The organism is Billgrantia saliphila (genome assembly GCF_002930105.1).
GTDB classification, from domain to species: domain Bacteria; phylum Pseudomonadota; class Gammaproteobacteria; order Pseudomonadales; family Halomonadaceae; genus Halomonas; species Halomonas saliphila.
Map to the genome: position 1 here is coordinate 55,726 of NZ_PJRN01000017.1, position 22,779 is coordinate 78,504.

Genomic DNA, 22,779 nt, shown 5'->3' on the forward strand with positions numbered 1-22,779 from the left:
GAGGGAAGGCCTCTCGGTCTCGTGCCAGCCGTCAGGCGAACTGCACGGGAATGGCGTTGCTGGTATGGCTGACGGCGTTTCCTTCCTGCAGGTAGACCAGGGCCGGCTGGTGGTTCTCCAGCTCGGCCTCACTGTAGTGAGCATAGCTGCAAATGATGACGCGGTCGTCGGGACCGGCCAGATGAGCGGCGGCGCCGTTGATCGAGACGATACGCGAGCCTTCCTCGGCGCGAATGGCGTAGGTGGTGAAGCGCTGGCCGTTCTCGACGTTGTAGATCTGGATCTGCTCGTTCTCGCGTATGCCGGACATGTCGAGCAGCTCGCCGTCGATGGCGCAGGAGCCCTCGTAGTTGAGTACGGCGTGGGTGACGCGGGCCATGTGCAGCTTGGCCTTAAGCATGATGGTGAACATGCGGACTCGTTCCTCCGGGGTACGTCGCCGCCTCAGCGCGGCAGGGTCAGGGTCAGGTTGTCGATCAGCCGGGTCGTGCCCAGGCGGGCGGCGGTCAAGAGTACCGCTTCGCGGGTGGACGCCGTGACCGGGCCCAGGTCGGCGGCGCGCAGCTCCAGGTAGTCGGGTATGAAGCCGGCTTCACTCAGCCGCGTCAGCCCCGAGGCAAGCGTCGCCTCGATCGGTGCGCCGGCCTGCAGGGCCGCGCGCAGCTCGGTCAGGATGCGCTGCAGTTCGGGTGCCGTCGCGCGTTCGTCGGCATCGAGATAGCCGTTGCGCGACGAGAGGGCCAGGCCGTCGTCAGCGCGCACGATGGGCACCCCGACGATCCGGATGGGAAAGTGCAGGTCGTCGACCAGCTTGCGAATCACCGCCAGTTGCTGGTAGTCCTTCTCGCCGAAGCAGGCCACATCCGGCTGGACCAGATTGAACAGAATGCTGACCACTGTGGAGACACCGTCGAAGTGCCCGGGGCGCGAGCCGCCGCACAGCCCTTCGCTGACTTCCGGTACGCAGACACGAGTCTGCCGCTCGAGGCCGCGCGGATAAAGTTCGCGTGTTGCAGGAGCGAACAGCACATCGCAGCCGGCGGCCTCCAGCTTGGCCTGGTCCTCGGCCAGGGTGCGCGGATAGGCGTCTAGATCCTCCCCCGCGCCGAACTGAAGTGGATTGACGAAGATGGTCGCTACCACCACGTCGGCATGGTGGCGGGCGGTTTCCACCAGGGAAAGATGACCTGCATGCAGATTGCCCATGGTCGGCACCAGGCCGATGCGCTGGCCTCGGCGACGGCACTCGCCGAGGGTGTCACGCAGCGCAGGGATCTCTCGCAGAGTACGCATCAGCGGGCTCCAGATATCTAGACGGAACTAGAAGCTATGCTCCTCGGCCGGGAAGCGACGTGCCTTGACGTCCTCGTGGTAACGGCGGAAGGCGCTGGGGATGTCGTCGGCCTCGGTCATGAAATTTTTGACGAAGCGCGGCGTGCGGCCATGGGTGACGCCGAGCACGTCGTGCATGACGAGGATCTGCCCGTCGGTGTCGGGGCCGGCGCCGATGCCGATCACCGGCACGTCGAGCGCCTCGGTGATCGCCTTGCCCAGGTTGGCCGGTACGCACTCCAGCAGGATGACGGATGCGCCGGCTTCCACCAAGGTACGAGCATCCTCGAGGATTTGCGCGGCGCGTTCGGCATCGCGACCCTGCACCTTGTAACCGCCAAGCTGGTAGACGGTCTGCGGTGTCAGGCCCAGGTGGGCGCAAACCGGCACGCCGCGGCGTGTCAGCTCGCGAATGCCGTCGGCCATCCACGCCTCGCCCTCGACTTTGACCAGCTCGGCGCCGGCCCGCATCAGCTCGCCGGCATCGTGGAGCATGCGCTCGGTAGTGGCGTTGCTCATGAAGGGCAGATCGACCATCAGCAGGCTCGTTCCCTTGGCGCGCGCCACGCAGCGGGTGTGGTAAACGATATCGTTGAGGGTCACCGGCAGGGTGCTGGCATGCCCCTGCAACACCATGCCCAGCGAGTCGCCGACCAGCAGCACTTCGATCCCGGCTTCGGCGGCGGTGCGGGCGAAGGAGGCGTCGTAGGCGGTCAGGCAACTGAAGGTTTCACCTGCGCGCTTGAAGGCCTGAAGCGTGCTCAAAGTGACGGTTTTCATGGCGTGCTCTCATTGTGTCGGGGGCGGCAGGCATGGCCCGTTATCGCCTGTGCTGCGCGTGATTGTTACCAGAATGCGGCAGTGGTGTCGACAAGTAACACGTTGCCCATCAATTTGAGGTATCGGGTAACACCTCGATCGCGCCGGTCGCGTTCATGCCGGCTGCCAGTTCCGTCACCGATCTGCCGTCGGGCAGCCGCCACTCCGGGGCCAGCTCCGCCAGTGGCAGCAGGACGAAGGCACGTTTCGCCATCTCGGGGTGCGGCACGCGCAGGCGCGGCAGCTCCACCCTCTCTTCTCCGTACAGTAGCAGGTCGAGATCGAGCGTGCGGGGCCCCCAGCGGCGCTGACGGATACGACGATGGCGCTGCTCCAGCGCCTGCAGTTGGTCGAGCAGGGCCAGTGGCGAGAGCCGTGTGCGCAGATGCGCCACGGCATTGATGAAGTCCGGTTGATCTGCCGGGCCGACCGGGCGGCTGGCATAGAGCCGCGAGGCACCGACGCGAGTGGTCAGGGGTAGGGCGGCAAGCTCACCGAGGGCTCGACGAACCTGATCGAGCGGATCGTCGAGGTTGCTGCCGAGTCCGATGAAGGCGTCGACCTGAGGGATCATGCCGGGCCGGAGGAGCTTCTCCGCCGACGCTTGCGTGGACGCCGACGGCGGGAGTTGCCACCGGGCCCCGCGTCACCGCCGGCCTTCTCCAGCAGACGCCGCTGCTCATGCTCGTCTCCCTCCTGGTAGGCAGTCCACCAGTCACCGAGCCCCGGTTCGATCTCGCCGGCCGCTTCGCGCAGCAGCAGGAAGTCGTAGGCGGCACGGAAGCGTGGATGCTCGCGTGTCTGGAGGGCGCGCTTACCGCGCCGCTGGGGCAGGCGCAGCTGCAGATCCCAGATGTCACGCATCGGCAGGCTGAAACGCTTGGGAATCGAAATGTGCTTGAGCTGACGCGACAGTGCCTGTTGCGAGGCGAGCTGCAGTGCCGGGATCGACGGCATGCCCTCGGCTTCCAGCTCGGCCTGGCGGCGCTGCACTGGTCCCCACAGCAGGGCGGCGAAGAGGAAGGCCGGTGTGACCGGGCGCTCTTCTTGAATGCGTAGATCGGTACTGGCGAGCGCCTGTTCGATAAGCGCCTCGATCCAGCTCTGCTCGGCCATCGCCTCCTCGGCCTCGGGGAAGAGCATGGCGAACAGACCGTAATGGCGCAGCATGCGGAAGGTCTCGACGCCATGGCCGGCCATGAACAACTTGAGGATTTCATCGAACAGCCGGGCCGGAGGAATCTGCAGCAGCAGCGGGGCGAGCTCGGCGATCGGCGCTTCCGACTCCGGGGAGATATGGAAGTCCAGCTTCACCGCGAAGCGCACCGCACGCAGCATGCGTACTGGATCCTCGCGGTAGCGGGTCATCGGGTCGCCGATCAGGCGCAGTGTGCGTGACTCGATATCCCGTACGCCGTCGGCGAAGTCATGAATCGAGAAGTCGGCGATGTTGTAGTACAGGGCATTGACGGTGAAGTCGCGACGGATGGCGTCCTCGTGGATATCGCCCCAGACATTGTCGCGCAGCAGCAGGCCGTGCTCGGACTGCTGGGCGATATGATCGCCGTGGTCGTCGCTGTGCTTGCCGCGGAAGGTGGTGACCTCGATCACCTCGCGCCCGAAGCGAACGTGCACGATGCGAAAGCGCCGACCGATAATGCGCGAATTGCGGAACAGCTCGCGCACCTGCTCCGGTGTGGCATCGGTGGCGACGTCGAAATCCTTGGGTCGCTGGCCGAGCAGCGAGTCGCGAATGCAGCCGCCGACCAGGTAGGCCTCAAAGCCCGCATTGTGCAAGCGATAAAGTACCTTGAGCGCCGGCTCGCTGAACTGCTGGCGCGAGACGGGATGCTGGTCACGCGGGATCACACGTGGGCCGGTCTGGCCCCCGGAGGTTTCCTGTGGGCCGAACAGCGTCTTTAGGTGGGCACCAGGGCTTTGCAGAAAGCGGGTAAATCCTTTGAACATGCGGCGATATCGACTCGCAGTGTGCGAAAGTGTCAAGTGTAGCCGACCGCCGACACCTTGCAAAGCGGCGGGTGGTTTCAGCGCAAGGGCACGCGGGAAAGACATAGCAAAAGAGGAGGCCGTTGGGCCTCCTCTGACAAGCGAAATTTTTGCTGCGTCCTTGCGGCTGTTTCTTCTTCGTGATGGCGCATCGCCTTGAATACGCACCACAGTCACCAAGCGTCACAGGCAACAATGTTGTTGTGATTGTCGACGTTCCTGGCTGCGACCGCCTCGTATTCAAAACAATAATCCAACCACGACGGCATGGAAGTATGCCTGCCTTCGGCTTGTTGATGTTGTTGCCGAAGGTGCGCTCTTGCGGCCGTTGTTCTTGTGCTGGGCCGGGGTTGGCGCGTCGCGTCCTGATGGATCCGGTGCTTCGCTCGTGTCTTGTTGTTGTTGCTTCGAGTCGAAGGGCGACTCTCTCTGGGCCTCTTGTTGTTATTGGCCCGAGCCGCATCCGCTTCACAACCCGCATTTATTGTTATTGGCGCGGGTCCTGTCTCGCCGAACCGCCTTGCTGTTGTTATTGGCGTGGGTGACAGCCGGATTGTTTTTCTTGCCTTGAATGTTGCACGGCATGTGCCAATGCTGCTTTTTAGGCTTTCGGAACAGAGGTTTATAAGTTCCCCTTCGAGCCGGGTCGGTCAGGCGGGAGCGATGTGTTACCTCCACTGCCCCAACTCGGGGCAGTTTCTGGGTGGGAAGGTAACACCTGGTGCGTGGAGGGCCGTTTAGGCGCAAAAAGAGCGCCGGCAGGTGTCGCTGCGGGCGCTTGAACGTTAGTCGTAGACGGGAGGGGCGAGGTCAGGCACTGCTGCGTCGTGCCTGCTTCTTGCGCGGAATACCCAGGCGCTGGCGGCGTTCCCACAGGCACTTGCGACTGATGCCGAGCTTCTGCGCAAGCTCGGTCTCGCTCATGTGATCCTGATGTTCGAGCACGAAGTGCTGAAAATAGTCCTCCAGCGAGAGATCCTCGCCCTCGCCACCCGGGTCGCCCTCGAAGTGCTCCTCGACGGGCGGCTGGGCTTCGGGTGGCGGTCGGGACGGCTGGCTCGGCCTGAGCCCCAGGTCGTCGGGGTGGATCAGGTGGCCCTCGGCGAGGATGACGCCGCGCTCCAGGGCGTTTTCCAGCTCGCGGACATTGCCTGGCCAGGGATAGTCGCGAATTTCGCGGCGTGCGGCGCGTGACAGGCGCAGCCCATCGCGCTGATGGCGCTGACAGGCCTTGTCGAGCAGCACATCGGCAATCAACAGGATATCGTCGTCCCGCTCGCGTAGGGGCGGCAAGTCGATCTGCATCACGTTGAGCCGGTAGTAGAGGTCGAGACGGAATTCGCCTGTCTTCGACAGCGCGCGCAGGTCGCGGTGTGTCGCGGCGATCAGGCGCACGTCGACATGGCGGGTTTCCACCGAGCCGATGCGACGTATTTCGCCCTCCTGCAGCACGCGCAGCAGGCGCGCCTGAGCATCCAGCGGCAGCTCGCCGATCTCGTCGAGGAACAGGGTGCCCCCGTCGGCGGCTTCCACCAAACCGGTCCGGGCGGCGCTGGCGCCAGTGAAGGCGCCCTTCTCGTGACCGAAGAGCTCCGACTCGATCAGCGTCTCGGGAATGGCCGCGCAGTTGACGCAAATCAGCGGTGCTCCGGCTCGCTGGCTCTGCTGATGAATGGCGCGGGCCACCAGCTCCTTGCCGGTGCCCGACTCGCCTTGTATCAGCACGGTGACATCGGCCGGTGCCGTCTTGCGGATACGGGTGTAGACAGACTGCATGGCCGCGCATTCGCCGATCATCGGCTGGCGCGAGCCGCCGGCATCGGTGATGTCGGGCGGCGTCGAGCGAGGAGAGGCCTGCTGTTGCAGCACGCGGGACACGGTCTCGAGCAGTTCGTCGTGGTCGAAGGGTTTGGCCACGTAGTCCACTGCGCCCAATTTGAGGGACTCCACCGCCGAGCGCATGCTGGCATAGCTGGTCATGATCAGCACCGGCACCGGGGCGGCATGCTCGATCAGGTCGGTTCCGGGCTCACCGGGCAGCCGCAGGTCGCTGATGACCAGATCGAAGCCGCGCGGCTCCAGGGCCAGCGCCTCGTCGACCGAGCCGGCCTCGCTGACCTGAAAGGCGTGGCGCTCCAGCAGCCGCCGCAGGGCGGTGCGAATAATGGCTTCGTCTTCAACGATCAGAATCCGGCTCATCGGTGTCTTCATCATCCTCTCGTTGGGTGGGCAGCCACAGACAGATGCGGGTGCCTCGCTCCTCCCCGGGGGGCGGAGACTCGATCTCGATCCTGCCATGATGCTCGGCAATGATGCTGTAGACCAGCGGCAAACCGAGACCGGTACCTTCGCCGGGCGGCTTGGTCGTGGTGAAGGGCTCGAAGAGATGGTCGCGCACGCGCGCATCGAGTCCGTGCCCTTCATCGGTGACGGTGACCTTGAGCAGCTCGCCTTCCGGCTCGGCGTCGACCACGATCTGGCCGCCGGGATCGCTGGCGTCGCGGGCGTTGTTCAGCAGGTTGATCATGACCTGCTGCAGGCGCTGGGCATCGCCGAGCACCGTCAGCTCGGCAGGGCAGCGATTGTGATAACGGACATCCTCGCCCGAGCGCGCCAGCCGGATCAAGTGCAGGGCCTCGTCGGTGACCGTGGCCATCGAGACCGGTGCCAGGGCGGTGCCCTTGACGTGGCGTCCGCCATGGGCGAAGCCGACCAGCGAGCTGACGATGCGCGAGATGCGATCGGTCAACTGCTGGATCTGCTGCGCGGTCTCCAGTACCTCGGGGTCATCGGTATCGTAGCGCAGGTTCTGTGCCAGCGATGAGATGCCGGTGACGGGATTGCCGATTTCGTGGGCCACGCCGGCGGCCAGCTGACCGATGGAGGCGAGCCGTGCCGCATGTACCAGTTCGTCCTCGAGCCACTTCATTTCGCTGTGGTCCTCGATCAGGATCACGCTGCCGCCGCGCACGTCGTCGTCGGCCTGCAGCTCGGCGCGATGCAGCGACAGGAAGCGGATGGCGCCCTTGAGCTCGACCTCCTGCTTGTAGAGATGGTCGTGGGGCGCGGTCAGGGCTCGGCCGAGCAATTCGCCCCAAGGCGCCGGCAGCCCGTCGCGGCGCGCGCCCACCACGCTGGCGCCGTCGATGCCGGAGAGCGCCGCCAGGGCGTCGTTCCACATCAGCAGCTCATCGTCGACACCGAAGGCGCACAGCCCCACCGGTAGCCGTGTGAGGATGCGCCGATGGTAGCGGCGCAGGCCGTCGAGTTCGCGCGCCAGGCCGGTGAGCCGCGAACGATATGCCTCGAGCCGGCTTTCGACGAAATGGATATCGTCGGTGGGCTCCAGGCCGCCGCGGCGATAGGGCAGGTAGCGGTCGACGATGTCCTGGGCCACCGAAGGGCCCATGAGCCCCGAGAGGTTGGCCTGGATGCGATCGCGCAGGCGACGCAGGGCGTAGGGGCGACCATCGAGCGGGGACATGCCGAGGTCGGTGAGCGCTCGCTCGACCTCGCGCCGGGCGACGTCCTCGCCCAGCGCCTGGGCGAGCGGCTGCTTGAACTCCTCGCCGGTGGTGGCGTACAGCGGCAGCCGCTTGGGTCGTATCACCGCATCCACCGAGCAGGCCTCGGCGGCGGCGCGTTCGCCGTCCGAGGTGCGCGTGACCAGCGAGACGACGATAAAGACTAGGGCATTGGCCGCCAACGAGACCAGCGTCACCACGTACCAACTCGGTTCGCCGGCCAGCATTTCCAGGCCCGGCGGAATCAGGATCACGGATGGCAAGCCGGTGAGCAGCGGCAGCCACAGACCGGCGAGCCAGATCGAGACTCCCACGACCAGACCCGAGACCATGCCCTTGCGATTGGCGCCGGGCCAGTAGAGCAGTGCCAGCAGCCCCGGCAGGCACTGGGCCATGCCGACAAAGGCGGCCAGCCCCAGTGTGGTGAGGTCATGGTTGACCCCGACGGTGCGATAGAACAGCCAGCCGCTGAGAATCACGGCGGCCATCAGCGCGCGGCGCAGCCAGCGCAGCCAGCGGTAGAGGTTGGGCTGTGCCTCGGGGGGGTGGGCGACCAGCAGCATGTGATTGAGGATCATGCCCGAGAGCGACATGGCGATGATCACCAGGGTACCGCTGGTGGCCGCCAGGCCGGCGAGAAAGGCCAGGGCCTGGACCCAGAACGACTCGGACAGGCCAAAGGCGAGGTAGGCAGCACCGATCGCCTCGCTGCTGCCCAGGCGCTGGCCAGCCCAGAGGATCAGGGGCACCGGCAGGGCCATCAGCAGCAGGAACAGCGGCAGCGACCAGCTCGCCTGTAGCAGGGTGTGCCGTGACAGCGTCTCGGCGAAGGTTATATGGAAGATATGCGGCATCAGCAAGGCGGCGGCGAAGAACAGCAGCAACAGCGTGCGCCAGTGGGCCGGATCCGGCTGCAGTACGCTGACCTGATGCAGTTGGCCGGGACCGTCGAGCCAGGCCTGAAGGTCGGCGGGCCCCTCGAACACCATGAACAGGGCGATGCCGCCCAGCGCCAGCATGGCGACGAGCTTGATCACCGAGGTGAACGCGATGACCGCCAGCAGCGTGTCGTGGCGGGCATGTTCACGTCCGTGGCGAGTGCCGAAGATCATGGCGAACAGTGCGATCAGGGCGCTGAAGACCAGCGCCAACAGGGCCGGTGAGGCGGCGCCGGTCATCAGGAAGATGGCGTCGCCCAGCGTCTGGACCTGCAGCGCCAGTAGCGGCAGTACCGCCAGCAGGCTGATCACGGTGATCAGGGTGCCCACCCAGCGCGAGCGAAAGCGAAAGGCGAACAGGTCGGCCAGCGAGGTGAGCTGATGGGTTCGCGTCATGCGCTGGATGGGGACCAGCAGCACCGGGGCGAGCAGGAAGGCGCCCGCCACGCCCAGGTAGTAGGCGAGGTAGCCGTAACCGGAGTCGGCGGCGAGCTCCAGGCTGCCGTAGATGGCCCAGGCGCTGGCATAGACGCCCAGCGCCAGGGTGTAGACCGCCGGATGTCGCGTGACCCGGGGGCTGAGCCAGCCGCGTTCCACCGCCCATGCGCAGAGAAACATGAGCAGCAGGTAGCCCATGCCCAGGCTGAACACGCTGGCCAGACTAGCGTTCATCTAGCTTCCTCTTCTGCTCTAGCCACAGCGTCAGAGCGATCAATATGCCCCAGATGACGAAGGGCCGATACCAGGCCACGCCGGGGCTCGACCAGCCGCTCATCAGCAGCGGCGACAGCAGATAGCCGCCGAAGACCAGGAACAGCATGATGCGGTAGACGTACATGGCGCCTCCTGTCACTCGGAGCGGTTGACGGCAGGGTGGATACGGCGCGGATCCCAGTGGTGGATGGCCCAGGCCAGCTGCTCGCTCACCGGGGCGCCGGCCAGCGCCTCGGGCGGTGCCTGATCGAGCGCGGCCAGCGCGCGATGCAGCAGCGGCCTGACCTCGGTATCCTCGAGCGGCAGCGCCGGTGCCAGGTTCTGCTTGGACAGCTTCTGACCCTCGCGATTGACGATCAGGGGCAAGTGGAGATAACGCGGCTCGGGCAGCCCCAGCGCATGCTGAAGCTGGCGCTGCCAGGGTGTGTTGTCGAGCAGGTCATGACCGCGCACCACGTCGCTGATGCCCTGTTCGGCGTCATCGACCACCACGGCGAGTTGGTAAGCCCACAGGCCATCCTTGCGCTTCAGCACCACGTCGCCGAGTTCGGCGGGATCGAAGCGCTGCTCGCCGAACAGCCGATCCTCCCAGACCACGGGGCGCAGGCCAAGGTCGCTGCGCAGCCGCCAGGCCACCGGCTTATCCGGCTCGCATACTCCCTCGCGGCACCAGCCAGGATAGATCGGGTGGGCTCGCCACTGCTTGCGCGAACAGCTGCAAGGGTACGCCAGACCGAGGGCGGCGAGACGCTCCAGAGCGGCGGAGTAGGCCCCGTCGCGGCCATGCTGCCAGTGGACCGGCCCGTCCCAGTGCAAGCCGAAGGCCGTAAGCTGGTGCAGGATAGTATCGGCCGCGCCGGGCGGGCAGCGCGGCGGGTCGATATCCTCGATGCGCAGCAGCCATTCGCCACCCGCCCGGCGGGCATCGAGAAAGCTGGCCAGGGCAGCGATCAGCGAGCCGAAGTGCAGCGCACCCGAAGGGGTGGGAGCGAAGCGGCCGCGATAGCTCGTCACGGCTCCCCCCTGGCGACCGACACGCAAACGGGCACCCATAGGTGCCCGTTGCGGAGACAAGCGAGGTTCACCTGGCCGTCAGCCGCCGAGCTGCTTTTCCTTGAGCTCGGCCAGGGTCTTGCAGTCGACGCAGAGCGTGGCGGTGGGACGGGCTTCCAGACGGCGGATGCCGATCTCGACGCCACAGGCTTCGCAGAAGCCGTAGTCTTCCTCATCGATCTTCTCGAGCGTCTCGTTGATCTTCTTGAGCAGCTTGCGTTCGCGGTCGCGTGTCCGCAGCTCCAGGCTGAAGCCTTCTTCCTGGGTGGCGCGGTCCGCCGGGTCGGCGTAATTGTTCGCCTCTTCCTGCAAATGGCGTACGGTGCGATCCACCTCCTCCATGAGCTCCTGTTTCCAGCCCAGCAGGATCTGGCGGAAGTGCTCAAGCTGCTGTTCGTTCATGTACTCTTCACCCGGTGCCGCTTCGTACGGGGTGAATTTTTTGGGCGCTTCCGTCTTCTTGTCTGCTACTGGCATGGGACTGCCTCATTACTTGAGTGACTGCTGATCAATACCTGTCGCACGGGGTCAAGGTATCTCACGCCAAAGGCATGCTTGTTTATCGGAAAACGGCGGGCTTTGCAATACCTGCCAGAAACGATCGACACATGCTCGAGAGAAAATCGATACCATGAGATATTGACCGCTCGGGGCGCCAAAACGCCCCTGCGAATGTCACTTTTCTTTCAACTTTCCAGGAGTCCGACATGGCGTGGAACTCGCGTCTCGATCGCGTTGCCCCGTTCCGTGTGATGAACTTGCTGGAGATCGCCCAGGCGCGCGAGGCGGCGGGACACGACGTCATTCACTTGGAAGTGGGCGAGCCCGACTTCCCCACCCCGGAGCCGGTGACCGAAGCCGGGCGCGCCGCCCTGACGGCGGGACACACGCGCTATACCCCAGCGGCGGGGCTGCCGGCACTGCGCGAGGCGATCGCCGGCCACTATGCCGAGCACTTCGGGGCAGTGGTCGACCCGGCGCGCATTCTGGTCACGCCGGGGGCCTCGGGAGCACTATTGCTGGCCAGCCAACTGCTGGTCGGGGTCGGCGACAGAGTGCTGATGGCCGACCCCAACTACCCGTGCAACCGCCACTTCATGGCGTTGTCGGGCGCCGAGATCGATACCGTGCCGGTAGGCGATGCGAGCGGCTGGCAGCTCGATGCCGAAATGGTGGCGCGCCACTGGCGCGAGGACACTCGGCTGGCGATGCTGGCCACGCCCTCCAACCCGACCGGCCACATGCTCGATGCCGCACAGCTCCGCGCGGTGGCCGATACCGTGTCGGCGCGCGGCGGGCAGCTACTGGTTGACGAGATCTACCAGGGGCTCTGCTACGATCTCGAGCCGCTCTCGGTGGCTTCGATCAGCCCCGAGGCCTTCGTCGTCAACAGCTTCTCGAAATACTTCGGCATGACCGGCTGGCGCCTGGGCTGGCTGCTGGCTCCGGAGGAAGCCGTCGAGCCGTTGACGCGGCTGGCACAGAACGTTTTCCTGGCTGCTTCCACACCCTCCCAGCATGCGGCTCTGGCGGCCTTCACCCCCGCGTGTCGCGACATCCTCGAGACCCGCCGTGCCGAGCTCGGCCGGCGACGCGACGCGCTGCTGACAGGCCTGGCCCGGCTGGGCCTGGCGCCGTCACTGCCGCCCCAGGGCGCTTTCTATCTGTGGTTGGATATCTCGCGCTACAGCCGCGACAGCCAGGCCTTCTGCCAGCGCCTGCTGGAGGAGGAGAACGTTGCCATCACGCCGGGCATCGACTTCGCCATCCACGGTGGCGAGCACCATGTGCGCATCGCCTTTACCACCGGCATCGCTCGCCTCGAGGAGGCGGTGAGCCGGCTCGAGCGCTTCCTGGCGCGACAGTAGGGCGGTGCGAGATGGAATACCCTCGACTCGTCCGCGGCACCCTGCTGCGCCGCTACAAGCGCTTCCTTGCCGACATACGCCTCGATGACGGCCGCGAGGTGGTAGCGCACTGCCCCAATACCGGCTCTATGCGGGCGGTGAACGTGCCGGGCTGCCGCGTGTGGCTGGCGGCGAGCGACAATCCGGCGCGCAAGCTGGCGTGGACCTGGGAGCTGATCGAATTGCCGCAGCCCGGAGGCGAGACCGCGCTGGCCTCGGTGCATACCGGGCGTGCCAATCGTATCGTCGAGGAGGCCCTGCGGGCGGGGCGGGTGCCGGCACTGTCCGGCTACGCCAGTCTGAAGTGCGAGGCGAAGGTCGAGGATGGACGGCTCGATTTTCGCCTCGACGATCCTGGGCGCGGCATCGCTTTCGTCGAGGTCAAGCAGGTCACCCTCCGGGAGCCCGACGGCCATGGCTATTTCCCTGACGCGGTGAGTGCGCGTGGACGCAAGCATCTGCTGTCGCTGGCGGCGCTGGCCGAACAGGGACGGCGGGCGGTATTGCTGTTCTGCGTGGCGCATACCGGCATCCGCGACGTGGCGGCAGCCGCTCATCTCGACCCGGCCTATGCTGCCACGCTCAAGGAGGCGGTCATGCGCGGGGTGGAGGTGCTGGCGTACGGCTGCGAGATTGGCTGGCGCGACGAGCGGCCCGTGTCGATTGCCCTGGGCAGGGCCCTCCCCGTCTCACTCGACCGCGAGTATCACGTTGCCCTCAGCGTCGATTGAGATCGCCAGTGGTTCCAGATAACGGCCCAGGCAGGGGCCGAAGACACACTCGCCGGTTTCCGGCAGGAACAGCGCGCCATGCATGCCGCACTGGATCAGCTCGCCTCCTGCATCGAGAAACTCTCCCTCCGGCACGTTCAGCGGCACCCGCTGATGCGGGCAGCGGTTGACGAAAGCAGTGATCCGGCCGTGTACGCACACCAGGAATGCGCTTCTTCCATCGGGCAGCGTCACGCCCCGGGAGAGGGCGGTGGCGAAATCACGGAGACGGGCAATAACCTGGGGCACGGGCTCAGCGCTCGATATGAAAACGCTGGATGAAATTCACCGCTGCCGGCTCGCGGTTGCGGTCGTAACGCACCTCCAGCTCGAAGTGCATCGGAGCGTCATCGCGAATGCGGAACACCGCGACCTGCGACGGGGAGTCGCCGCTGCGCAGGGTACGGAAGGCGAGCGGGGTACGCTCGCCGGCTTGAAGCATGCCGACGGTTCCCTCGACTCCGGCATTGATCGGTCGCGTCTCGCCATCGTCGAGCTCCTCGAGCACGCTCACGTTGAGCAGCGCCAGGGCCGGGCTACGCTGGATGCCGTGGGTCTCGGCCACGGCCTGTGGAATGTGCTGGGTGCTCACGGCGCTGTAGTGGACCTGGTAGTCGCCCACCTTTTCGTACTGCTGGGCCTTCAGCGGCAGCGCAACCGCCAGCAGCAGAGCGATCGCAAGGAGAGTCGAGGCAATTCGCTGGCACATGGTGGCTTCCCTCTCAACGGCGCTGGCGCGCGACCCGGAAAATGGCGATCTCGCCGAATAGGTTGGGCCATAGCCGCGTGGCCCAGTGGCCCTCCTGCTCGCCGATCCCCACGGCGCGATCGATGATCTCCAGGCCTTTCTGCCGGCACAGGTGCTCGAAGTCGTTGAACGTCGACAGGTGAATGTTGGGCGTATCGTACCAGGCGTAGGGCAGCGACTTGGAGACCGGCATGTAGCCGCGGATACCGAGGTGCACGCGGTGACGCCAGTAGGCGAAGTTGGGGAAGGTGATGATGCACTCGTCGGCGACCCGCAGCATCTCGTCCAGCATGCGGTCGGGGCGACGCAGCGCCTGCAGCGCCTGGGTCATGATCACCAGATCGTAGGTGTCGTCCTCGAAGTTGACCAGCCCCTCGTCGAGGTTCTGCTCGATCACGCTCACGCCGCGGGCCAGGCAGGCGGTGATCCCCTCGGGGTCGATCTCGAGCCCATAGCCGGTGACACCTTTGTCGCGCGCCAGCGCCGCGAGCAGGGTACCGTCGCCGCAGGCCAGGTCGAGGATGTGGGCACCCTCGGGCACCCAGCGATGAATCAGCTCCAGGTCGGCGCGCATCATGCTTGCACCTCCAGGCCCAGCTCACTGGCGGCGCGTGACATGAACGCCGAGAACACCGCCTGGTAACGCGGCTCGGGCAGCAGAAAGGCGTCGTGGCCGTGGGGCGAGTCGATGTTGACGTAGCTGACCGGCTTGCCGGCACGAATCAGGGCGTTGGCCAGCTCGCGCGAGCGCGACGGCGGGAAGCGCCAGTCGCTGGTGAAGCTCACCACCAGGAAGGGACACTGGCAGGGGGTGACGGCCTCGGCCAGCACGCCGCCGTGGTCCGCCGCCGGATCGAAATAGTCCAGCGCCTTGGTCATCAGCAGATAGGTATTGGCGTCGAAGGCGCTGGAGAAGGTGTCGCCTTGATAGCGCAGGTAGGACTCCACCTGAAACTCGACGTCATAACCGAAGTTGAGGTCCGCGCTGCGCAGATCGCGGCCAAACTTGCTGCCCATGGCATCTTCCGAGAGGTAGGTGATATGACCCACCATGCGTGCCAGCTTGAGGCCGCGGCGCGGCGCCGTGCCATGCTCGACGTACCAACCTTCGTGGAAGTCGGGGTCGGAGCGGATCGCTTGGCGCGCCACTTCATTGAACGCGATGTTCTGCGCCGAGAGCTTGGGCGTGGCGGCTATGACCACGGCATTGGCGACCCGCTCGGGATAGGTCAGGGTCCACTGCAGCACTTGCATGCCGCCCAGGCTGCCGCCGATCACCGCGGCAAAGCGCTCGATGCCCAGCCGATCGGCCAGGCGCGCCTGACTATGCACCCAGTCGCTTACCGTGACCATGGGAAAATCGGGCCCCCACATACGCCCGCTGGCGGGGTTGGCGCTGGTAGGGCCGGTGCTGCCGTGGCAGCCGCCCAGGTTGTTGAGCGAAATCACGAAGAAGCGGTTGGTGTCGATCGATTTGCCCGGCCCGATATGGGCATCCCACCAGCCCGGCTTGCGCTCGTCGTGGCCGTGGTAACCGGCGGCGTGGTGATGACCCGACAGGGCGTGACAGATCAGGACCGCATTGGAGCGCTCGGCGTTGAGCGTGCCGTAGGTCTCGTAGATCAGGTCGTAGGCCGGCAGCGTCCTGCCGCAGGCCAGGGGTAGCGGGTCGTCGAAGTGCGCCGTTTGTGGCGTCACCAGGCCGACCGAGTCGTCAGGAAACTCGGGCATGTGTCGTTCGGTGTCCAGTCGTTGAGGTTCGTCCGCGCGAAGGCTCAAAGGCCGACCAGGGCGCCGGCGATGCCGGCGGCACGCGTCAGCGAGCCGACCACGATACCATCGATTAGGCTGATGGCGATGAATACGACGATCGGCGACAGGTCGATCATGCCCAGCGGCGGGATGACCCGACGCACCGGCGCCATGATCGGCTCGACCAGCTGCATTACCAGCAGCGCACCGGGGTGGCTGGCATTGGGCGCCACCCAGCTCAGGATGATCATCACGATCAGGGCGAAGAAGTAGATCTTGAGGATCGCATTGGCGATGGCGGCTAACGCGCCGATCGCCACCTGGGTGACGGGTGGCATGCCGATTCCGGCGACCTGCAGGATGATCACGATACTCACCGCCTTGAGCACGAAGGCGGCGGCCAGGGTGGCTAGATCGAAGCGGCCCATTACCGGGCCGAGGAAAGTCTGGAAGGGGCGCACCACTGGCTGGGTGACTTTCACCACCGACTGGCTGATGGGGTTGTAATAGTCGGCCTGCGATGCCTGCAGCAGAAAACGCAGCATCATCAGGAATAGGTAGATATTGATCAGGCTGTTGATCAGCAGCAGGCCGGCATTTCCCATTTGGCTGCCCATGTGGGCTCCTCCATATCGTATAGGTGGCCGCCGGTTCGCGGCGGCCCGGAAGGCTATCGCTGGCCGAGTTCGTCGGCCATTTCGCGGGCGCGGGTGGCGCAGGCATCCATGGCATCGGCCAGGGCTTGGCGCAGGCCGGCTTGCTCGAGATGCTCGATGGCCCGCTCGGTGGTGCCACCAGGCGACATCACGTTGCGCTTGAGGCGATCCGGGGTGAACTCACTGTTCTGCGCCATGCGGGCGGCACCCAGCGCGGTCTGGATCGCCAGGCGGCGTGCGGTCTCGGCAGGCAGGCCAAGCTTGACGCCGGCTTCCTCCATGGCTTCGAACATCAGGAAGAAATAGGCCGGAGCACTACCGGAGACGGCGGTCACCGCGTCCAGAAGACCTTCCTCCTCGACCCATTCGACCAGGCCCACGGCTTCGAGCAGTTCGCTGGCCTGATCGCGCTGCTCGACGCTGACCTCGGCAGTGGCGAACAGCCCCGCGGCGCCGGCGCCGACCAGCGACGGAGTATTGGGCATGCAGCGCACCAGCGCCAGGTTGCCGCCCATCCATGCCTGCAGCGTGTCGGCGGTGAGCCCGGCAGCAACGGAGATGACCAGCGGGCGGCGCGCCTGCAGGACGTCGCGTAGTCCTTCGCAGACGTCGCGCATGATCTGCGGCTTGACGGCCAGTACGACGATATCGGCATCCCGCACCGCCTCGGCATTGTCGGTGCTGGTATGGATGCCGAAGCGTTCACGCATCGGCGCCAGGTATTCGTCGCTCGGCGCGGTGGCGGTGATGGCGCTGGCCGGATAGCCGTTGTCGACGATACCGCCGATTATGGCACCGGCCATGTTACCGGCGCCGATGAAGGTGATTCTGCTGGCCATTGCGAGCTGTCCTTCTTTTGTCATGAAGCGACCGGTCTGTGCCGGACGCGGGCGCGTCGCTAGCGACGCGAGGTGTCTCTGGCGCCGAAGATGGCGGTGCCCAGTCTCACCAGGGTGGCGCCTTCGAGCACGGCGGCCTCGAGATCGTCGCTCATGCCCATCGACAGGGTATCCAGCGGCGCCTCGGGGAAGCGGCGACGAAGCGCCTCCAGCGCCTCGCGCAGCCGTGCCAAGGGTTCGCGCTGTCGATCCAGGCTTTCAGCGGGGGCGGGGATTGCCATCAGTCCGCGCAGCCGAAGCCGCGGCAGCGAGAGCACCGCCGCCGCCAGGCTTTCCAGCTCATCTAAGGCGATACCCGACTTGCTGGCTTCGCCGCTGACGTTCACCTGCAGGCATACCTCGAGCGGGCCCAGCGCCTCGGGGCGCTGATCGTTCAGGCGTCGGGCGACCTTCTCGCGGTCGATACTGTGCACCCAGTCGAAATGCTCGGCCACGGCCCGCGTCTTGTTGGCCTGCAGCGGGCCGATGAAATGCCAGACGATGCCCTCCAGGTCGGCCAGCTCCGCCTGCTTGTCCAGCGCCTCCTGGACGTAGTTCTCGCCGAACTCGCGCTGACCCAGGCCCCAGGCCTTGCGGATCATGGCGGCCGGCTTGGTCTTGCTCACTGCCAGCAATCGTGCTGCGTCGGCCGGCCGCCCAGCGTTGGCCAGGGCCGCGTCCAATCGCCTACGGGCGCTGGTCAGTGACTCGGAAAGCATGGTATCCGTCATCTCAGTCACATGAAATCCGTCATGTCCGCAAGGTCTGGCATACTGAAGTGAACCTTCACCGGGAGCAGTGGAACCGCATGGATATTACCGAATTGCTGGCGTTCTCGGCAAAGCAGAACGCCTCCGACCTGCATCTGTCGGCCGGGCTTCCGCCGATGATTCGGGTCGATGGCGACATTCGTCGCCTCAACGTGCCGCCCATGGAGGACCGTGAGGTTCGCAAGCTGATCTACGACATCATGGGCGACCGCCAGCGGCGCGACTACGAGGAGTTCTTCGAAACCGACTTCTCCTTCGAGGTACCCGGGGTGGCGCGCTTCCGTGTCAATGCCTTCAACCAGGCCCGTGGCGCCGGTGCGGTGTTCCGCACCATCCCCAGTGAAGTGCTGACCATGGACGATCTCGAACTGGGCGACGTCTTCCGTCGCCTGGCGTCACTGCCTCGCGGCCTCGTCCTGGTCACTGGCCCCACCGGCTCGGGCAAGAGCACCACCCTTGCGGCCATGATCGATTACATCAACGATCACCGTTACGACCATATTCTCACCATCGAGGATCCGGTGGAGTTCGTCCACCGTAGCAAACGCTGCCTGATCAACCAGCGCGAGGTGCATCGCGACACTCACGGCTTTGCCCAGGCACTGCGCAGCGCCCTGCGCGAGGACCCCGACGTCATCCTGGTCGGCGAACTGCGCGACCTGGAGACCATCCGCCTGGCGCTGACCGCGGCCGAGACCGGGCACCTGGTGTTCGGCACGTTGCACACCACTTCTGCGGCCAAGACCATCGACCGCATCATCGACGTCTTCCCCGGCGAGGAGAAGGCCATGGTGCGTTCGATGCTCTCGGAATCGCTGCAGGGCGTTATTTCCCAGACGCTGCTCAAGCGGCGCAGCGGGGGCCGGGTGGCGGCACACGAGATCCTGATCGCCACATCGGCGGTGCGCAACCTGATTCGTGAAGACAAGGTGGCGCAGATTTACTCGGCGATCCAGACCGGGGGCAATCTGGGCATGCAGACCCTGGATGCCTGCCTGGCCAGGTTGGTGGCCGAGAACGTGGTGAATCGCGACGAAGCCCAGGCGCGCGCCAAGAGCGCGCTTGCCTCCTGACGCCGCCGCACAGAGCAAGGGGAGCGGGAAATGAAAGCACAAGAGTGGCTTGAGCAGCTGCTGGGCATCATGGCCCAGAAGGAAGCCTCGGATCTGCTGATCTCGGTGCAGGCGCCGCCTACCATCAAGATGGCCGGCAAGCTCACCGCACTGGGCGATCAGCGCCTCTCGGTGGAGCAGGTGCGCGAACTGGTCAACACCGCCGTGCCGGAGGGGCTCAGGGAGCGCTTCCAGCAGGAGCGTGAGGCGAACTTCGCTATCAGCCTCTCCGGTCGCGGTCGCTTCCGGGTCAGCGCCTTCCAGCAACGCAACCAGCCCGCCATGGTGATCCGCCGCATCGCCTACGAGATCCCCCAGCTCGAGGAGCTCGCATTGCCAGAGGCGCTGGGCGAGCTGGCCAATCTCAAGCGCGGGCTGGTGTTCGTGGTGGGTGGCACCGGCACCGGCAAGTCGACCACCCTGGCGTCGATGATCCAACGCCGCAACGAAACCGTCGGCGGGCATATCATCAGCGTCGAGGACCCGATCGAGTACGTTCACCCGCACCGCAAGGCGATCATCAATCAGCGCGAGGTGGGTATCGATACCGAGTCCTTCGAGGTGGCGCTGAAGAATACTCTGCGCCAGGCGCCGGACGTGGTCCTCATCGGCGAGGTGCGCACCCGCGAAACCATGGAGCACGCGCTCACCTTCGCCGAGACGGGGCACCTCTGCCTCGCGACCCTGCACGCCAACAACGCCAACCAGGCGCTCGACCGCATCATCCACTTCTTCCCTCACGAGCGTCACGAGCAGATCTGGCTCGACCTGTCACTCAACCTCCATGCCATCGTCGCCCAGCAACTGCTGCCGACCCGAGATGGCGGGCGCGCTCCGGCCATAGAGGTTCTGCTGCGCACACCGCTCATCGCCGACCTGATCCGCAAGGGCGACGTCGGCGAGATCAAGCAGGTCATGGGTCGCTCACGCGACCTCGGCATGCAGACCTTCGACCAGGCGCTCTACGAGCTCTACAAGGCCGGCAAGATCACCGAGGAAGTGGCCATGGTGCATGCCGATTCGGCCAACGAGCTGCGCATGATGATCAAGTACGGCGACGAAGGAAGCGACGTGCTGGCGAAGGCCCAGGACAGCGCGCAGCGGCTGTCCCTGCGCGACGAGGACGATTTTTAGGGGGCATAGACACCGCCAAGCACCCGCAAGCCGGCGGCGCCGGTGACGCTGGGCAGGTTGCCGGGAAGCCCCTCCAGGCGGCGCCAGGCGAGCCAGGCGAAGGCGCCGGCCTCGAGCCAGTCGGCCGGCCAGCCCCAGTCGCTGCTGGGTACCAGCGAGGTCTCGGGCAGATGCCTTGCCAGGCGGGCCAGCAGGTCGCGGTTGTGGGCGCCGCCACCGCAGGGGATTAGCGCCGTGGCTGGTGGGGCGTCTACACGTTCGCGTGCCATCTCCACGCCCAGGGCGACGCTCATGGCGGTCAGCTCCGCCAGCGTCGCCTGTACGTCCTCGGAATTCTCCTGTCCTGTCAGATGCCTCCCAAGCCAATCGAGATGGAACACCTCACGGCCGGTACTGCGCGGTGGTGGCCGATGAAAGAAGGGCTCGCTCAGCAGTCGCTCCAGCAGCGCTTCATTCACCCGTCCCGAGGCGGCCCAGGCACCGTCGACATCGAAGCGGCCGCTGCGATGTCGGGCATGCCAGGCATCGAGCAGTACGTTGGCGGGGCCGGTATCGAAGCCGATCACGTCGGACTCGACCTCCTCCGGCGGCAGCAGGGTCAGGTTGGCGAAGCCCCCCAGGTTGAGCACCAGTTGCCACTGATTCGGGCGACGAAAAAGCGCTTCGTGGAAAGCCGGCGCGAGGGGCGCGGCCTGGCCGCCGGCGGCCAGATCGCGTCGGCGAAAATCGGCCACCACGCAGCAGCCGGTCAGCTCGGCGAGCAGGCTCGGGTTGTCGAGTTGCAGAGTATAGGCGGGACCTCCGTCATGGCCCCATGGCGCGTGCTCGATGGTCTGGCCATGGCTGCCGATGGCGGTGATCCGCTCCGGGACGGTGCCGTTGTCGGCCAGTAGCTGCGCCACAGCGTCGGCCTGCAGGCGGCTGAAGGCATCCTCTGCGGCGGCCAGTTCGGCGAAGTGGACGCGCTCGGCCTGACACAGGCGCAGCAAGTCTTCGCGCAGCGCCTCCGGCATGGAGGTGGCCCGTGTGGCAAGCAGACGTGGCTGGCTCTCGGCATCGATTTCGACCAGCGCGGCATCAATGCCGTCGAGGCTGGTGCCGGACATCAATCCCACGAACAGTGACATGTCTCTCTCCTGAATCGCTCTGGCCCCGCGAGGCGTCAAGACATGCTACCATCCTGCCCCATTCGATGGGCCCTGCCCGCAGGGTGGATCAACGCATGTCGTGGAGTGGGAGACGATGACCGATGTCGCAAGCGCGCTGGCGCTGCTGAAACGAGGCACCCAGGAAGTCCTGCTGGAAGAGGAGCTGATCAAGAAGCTCGAGTCCGGTCGCAAGCTGCGCATCAAGGCGGGCTTCGACCCGACGGCTCCCGATCTGCACCTGGGTCACAGCGTGCTGCTGACCAAGATGCGCCAGTTTCAGGAGCTCGGCCACGAAGTGATCTTCCTGATCGGCGACTTCACCGGGCGCATCGGCGACCCCACCGGCAAGAACGTCACCCGCAAGCCGCTCACCGAGGACGAGGTCAAGGCCAACGCCCAGACCTACAAGGAGCAGGTGTTCAAGATCCTCGATCCCGCCAAGACCGAGGTCCGCTTCAATGCCGAGTGGTTCTCCGCCATGAGCGCCGCGGACATGATCGAGTTGGCAGGACAGAGTACGGTGGCGCGCATGCTCGAGCGCGACGACTTCGAGAAGCGCTACAAGTCGGGGCAGTCGATCTCCATCCATGAATTTCTCTATCCGTTGGTGCAGGGCTACGATTCGGTGGCCCTCGAGGCCGACGTCGAGCTGGGTGGGACCGACCAAAAGTTCAACTTGCTGATGGGGCGCGAGATACAGAAGCACTTCGGCATGGAGCCGCAAGTGGTGATCACCATGCCCTTGCTCGAGGGGCTCGATGGCGTGCAGAAGATGTCCAAGTCGTTGGGCAACTACGTGGGGGTCGACGAGGCCCCCGGCGCCATGTTCAACAAGCTCGTCTCCATGCCTGACAGCCTGATGTGGCGCTATTTCGAACTGCTCTCACTCAAGCCCAACGAGGAGATCGAGGCGCTCAAGCGTGACGTCGAGGCCGGCGCCAATCCGCGCGACATCAAGATGATCCTCGCCCGCGAGCTGATTGGCCGCTATCACGACGAGGAGGCCGCGGCCAACGCCCACAAGTCAGCGGGCAACCGGCTGGCCGAAGGCGAGTTGCCCGAAGATCTACCCGAAGTGGAAGTCGACTTCGAGGGCAGTGCGCAGGCGCCCATCGCCGCGGTACTCAATCGTTCGGGACTTGCTACCAACAGCGCCCAGGCCAAGGACATGCTCGGCAATGGCCGGGTCAAGGTCGACGGCGAAGTGGTAGCGAAGGACCACATGCTCGATACCGGCAAGAGCTATGTGATTCAGGCCGGCAAGAAGCGTTATGCCCGGGTGAAGCTTGGCTGATTGCCTCGCTGTCTCCTGATGACAAGTTGGTTTTGTCCAGCGCCCGCCTCGTGCGGGCGTTTTCGACGGTGGCGGTCGCGCCCGTTTCATCCACAGGCCCGGCGCGGCGAGGGCCTGTGGATAGCTTCGCCGTCATCGCCCCGTCACCGTCCTGAAACTTTTTGACAAGCGGCCCTTGCAGGGGCGCGAGGAAAACCGTAAAGTACGCATCCGCTGCCGGCGA

General features: G+C 65.6%; 23 protein-coding genes. 5 read left to right on the forward strand and 18 right to left on the reverse strand.

Translation table 11 applies throughout. The features are described 5' to 3' along the window. Positions 1-31 precede the first annotated feature (31 nt). From panD to dksA, 10 genes are all read right to left on the reverse strand, one after another. Positions 32-412, reverse strand: coding sequence for an aspartate 1-decarboxylase (panD, locus tag CYJ07_RS16950; RefSeq protein ID WP_104204900.1), 381 nt, complete (start codon positions 410-412; stop codon positions 32-34). A gap of 32 nt (positions 413-444) precedes the next feature. Further along, on the reverse strand, positions 445-1,293 hold the full coding sequence (gene panC / locus CYJ07_RS16955; RefSeq protein ID WP_104204901.1) for a pantoate--beta-alanine ligase: 849 nt from the start codon (positions 1,291-1,293) through the stop codon (positions 445-447). 27 nt (positions 1,294-1,320) lie between these two features. Then, a complete protein-coding gene (panB, locus tag CYJ07_RS16960) occupies positions 1,321-2,112 on the reverse strand; it encodes a 3-methyl-2-oxobutanoate hydroxymethyltransferase (RefSeq protein WP_104204902.1) in 792 nt (263 codons plus the stop codon). 109 nt (positions 2,113-2,221) lie between these two features. Beyond that, a complete protein-coding gene (gene folK / locus CYJ07_RS16965) occupies positions 2,222-2,725 on the reverse strand; it encodes a 2-amino-4-hydroxy-6-hydroxymethyldihydropteridine diphosphokinase (RefSeq protein WP_104204903.1) in 504 nt (167 codons plus the stop codon). Further along, positions 2,722-4,119, reverse strand: a complete 1,398-nt coding sequence (pcnB, locus tag CYJ07_RS16970; protein ID WP_104204904.1) for a polynucleotide adenylyltransferase PcnB — start codon at positions 4,117-4,119, stop codon at positions 2,722-2,724. The genes folK and pcnB overlap by 4 nt, the downstream gene beginning before the upstream one ends. An 849-nt stretch (positions 4,120-4,968) precedes the next feature. After that, entirely contained in the window at positions 4,969-6,357 is a 1,389-nt protein-coding gene (locus tag CYJ07_RS16975) for a sigma-54-dependent transcriptional regulator (RefSeq protein WP_104204921.1), read from the reverse strand. After that, positions 6,335-9,292 carry an ATP-binding protein gene (locus tag CYJ07_RS16980; protein ID WP_104204905.1) on the reverse strand — a complete coding sequence of 986 codons (2,958 nt, stop codon included), beginning with the start codon at positions 9,290-9,292 and terminating at the stop codon, positions 6,335-6,337. Before CYJ07_RS16980 ends, CYJ07_RS16975 begins: the two co-directional genes overlap by 23 nt. Beyond that, entirely contained in the window at positions 9,282-9,458 is a 177-nt protein-coding gene (locus CYJ07_RS20480) for a hypothetical protein (RefSeq protein ID WP_197038413.1), read from the reverse strand. Before CYJ07_RS20480 ends, CYJ07_RS16980 begins: the two co-directional genes overlap by 11 nt. Before the next feature lie 11 nt (positions 9,459-9,469). Then, the gene (gene gluQRS, locus CYJ07_RS16985) at positions 9,470-10,348 is read right to left on the reverse strand and encodes a tRNA glutamyl-Q(34) synthetase GluQRS (protein WP_104204922.1); all 879 of its coding nucleotides are present in this window, start codon (positions 10,346-10,348) and stop codon (positions 9,470-9,472) included. Between the two features lie 78 nt (positions 10,349-10,426). Continuing rightward, complete coding sequence (gene dksA / locus CYJ07_RS16990) at positions 10,427-10,864, reverse strand: RNA polymerase-binding protein DksA (RefSeq protein ID WP_104204906.1); 438 nt, start codon at positions 10,862-10,864, stop codon at positions 10,427-10,429. 230 nt (positions 10,865-11,094) lie between these two features. On the opposite strand from dksA, the gene CYJ07_RS16995 reads away from it, so the two are divergent. Both CYJ07_RS16995 and sfsA read left to right on the forward strand, forming a co-directional pair. Next, entirely contained in the window at positions 11,095-12,255 is a 1,161-nt protein-coding gene (locus CYJ07_RS16995) for an aminotransferase class I/II-fold pyridoxal phosphate-dependent enzyme (RefSeq protein WP_104204907.1), read from the forward strand. Positions 12,256-12,266: 11 nt separating this feature from the next. Beyond that, positions 12,267-13,025 carry a DNA/RNA nuclease SfsA gene (sfsA, locus tag CYJ07_RS17000; RefSeq protein ID WP_104204908.1) on the forward strand — a complete coding sequence of 253 codons (759 nt, stop codon included), beginning with the start codon at positions 12,267-12,269 and terminating at the stop codon, positions 13,023-13,025. Here the strand turns inward: sfsA and CYJ07_RS17005 are convergent. From CYJ07_RS17005 to CYJ07_RS17035, 7 genes are read right to left on the reverse strand one after another with little or no spacing between them, the layout of a single operon-like run. Then, positions 12,984-13,313, reverse strand: a complete 330-nt coding sequence (locus CYJ07_RS17005) for a Rieske (2Fe-2S) protein (protein WP_197038415.1) — start codon at positions 13,311-13,313, stop codon at positions 12,984-12,986. The two genes, sfsA and CYJ07_RS17005, sit on opposite strands and share 42 nt — an antisense overlap. Positions 13,314-13,317: 4 nt before the next feature. Then, complete coding sequence (locus CYJ07_RS17010; RefSeq protein ID WP_104204909.1) at positions 13,318-13,773, reverse strand: DUF4426 domain-containing protein; 456 nt, start codon at positions 13,771-13,773, stop codon at positions 13,318-13,320. A 13-nt stretch (positions 13,774-13,786) separates the two neighbouring features. Then, positions 13,787-14,386: a methionine biosynthesis protein MetW gene (gene metW, locus CYJ07_RS17015; protein WP_104204924.1), complete on the reverse strand. Its 600-nt coding sequence runs from the start codon at positions 14,384-14,386 to the stop codon at positions 13,787-13,789. Then, a complete protein-coding gene (metX, locus tag CYJ07_RS17020) occupies positions 14,386-15,543 on the reverse strand; it encodes a homoserine O-succinyltransferase MetX (RefSeq protein WP_104204910.1) in 1,158 nt (385 codons plus the stop codon). The genes metW and metX overlap by 1 nt, the downstream gene beginning before the upstream one ends. Before the next feature lie 44 nt (positions 15,544-15,587). After that, positions 15,588-16,181, reverse strand: a complete 594-nt coding sequence (locus CYJ07_RS17025) for a YggT family protein (RefSeq protein ID WP_104204911.1) — start codon at positions 16,179-16,181, stop codon at positions 15,588-15,590. Between the two features lie 53 nt (positions 16,182-16,234). Continuing rightward, entirely contained in the window at positions 16,235-17,059 is an 825-nt protein-coding gene (gene proC, locus CYJ07_RS17030) for a pyrroline-5-carboxylate reductase (RefSeq protein ID WP_104204912.1), read from the reverse strand. A gap of 59 nt (positions 17,060-17,118) precedes the next feature. Continuing rightward, the gene (locus CYJ07_RS17035; protein WP_104204913.1) at positions 17,119-17,829 is read right to left on the reverse strand and encodes a YggS family pyridoxal phosphate-dependent enzyme; all 711 of its coding nucleotides are present in this window, start codon (positions 17,827-17,829) and stop codon (positions 17,119-17,121) included. 77 nt (positions 17,830-17,906) lie between these two features. Between CYJ07_RS17035 and CYJ07_RS17040 the strand changes: the two genes are divergently transcribed. Both CYJ07_RS17040 and CYJ07_RS17045 read left to right on the forward strand, forming a co-directional pair. Further along, a complete protein-coding gene (locus CYJ07_RS17040) occupies positions 17,907-18,941 on the forward strand; it encodes a type IV pilus twitching motility protein PilT (RefSeq protein ID WP_104204914.1) in 1,035 nt (344 codons plus the stop codon). Between the two features lie 30 nt (positions 18,942-18,971). Then, positions 18,972-20,114 carry a PilT/PilU family type 4a pilus ATPase gene (locus CYJ07_RS17045; protein WP_104204915.1) on the forward strand — a complete coding sequence of 381 codons (1,143 nt, stop codon included), beginning with the start codon at positions 18,972-18,974 and terminating at the stop codon, positions 20,112-20,114. Here the strand turns inward: CYJ07_RS17045 and CYJ07_RS17050 are convergent. Further along, complete coding sequence (locus CYJ07_RS17050; protein ID WP_104204916.1) at positions 20,111-21,241, reverse strand: anhydro-N-acetylmuramic acid kinase; 1,131 nt, start codon at positions 21,239-21,241, stop codon at positions 20,111-20,113. The genes CYJ07_RS17045 and CYJ07_RS17050 overlap by 4 nt on opposite strands. Before the next feature lie 115 nt (positions 21,242-21,356). Between CYJ07_RS17050 and tyrS the strand changes: the two genes are divergently transcribed. Then, positions 21,357-22,556, forward strand: a complete 1,200-nt coding sequence (gene tyrS / locus CYJ07_RS17055; RefSeq protein WP_104204917.1) for a tyrosine--tRNA ligase — start codon at positions 21,357-21,359, stop codon at positions 22,554-22,556. Positions 22,557-22,779 lie beyond the last annotated feature (223 nt).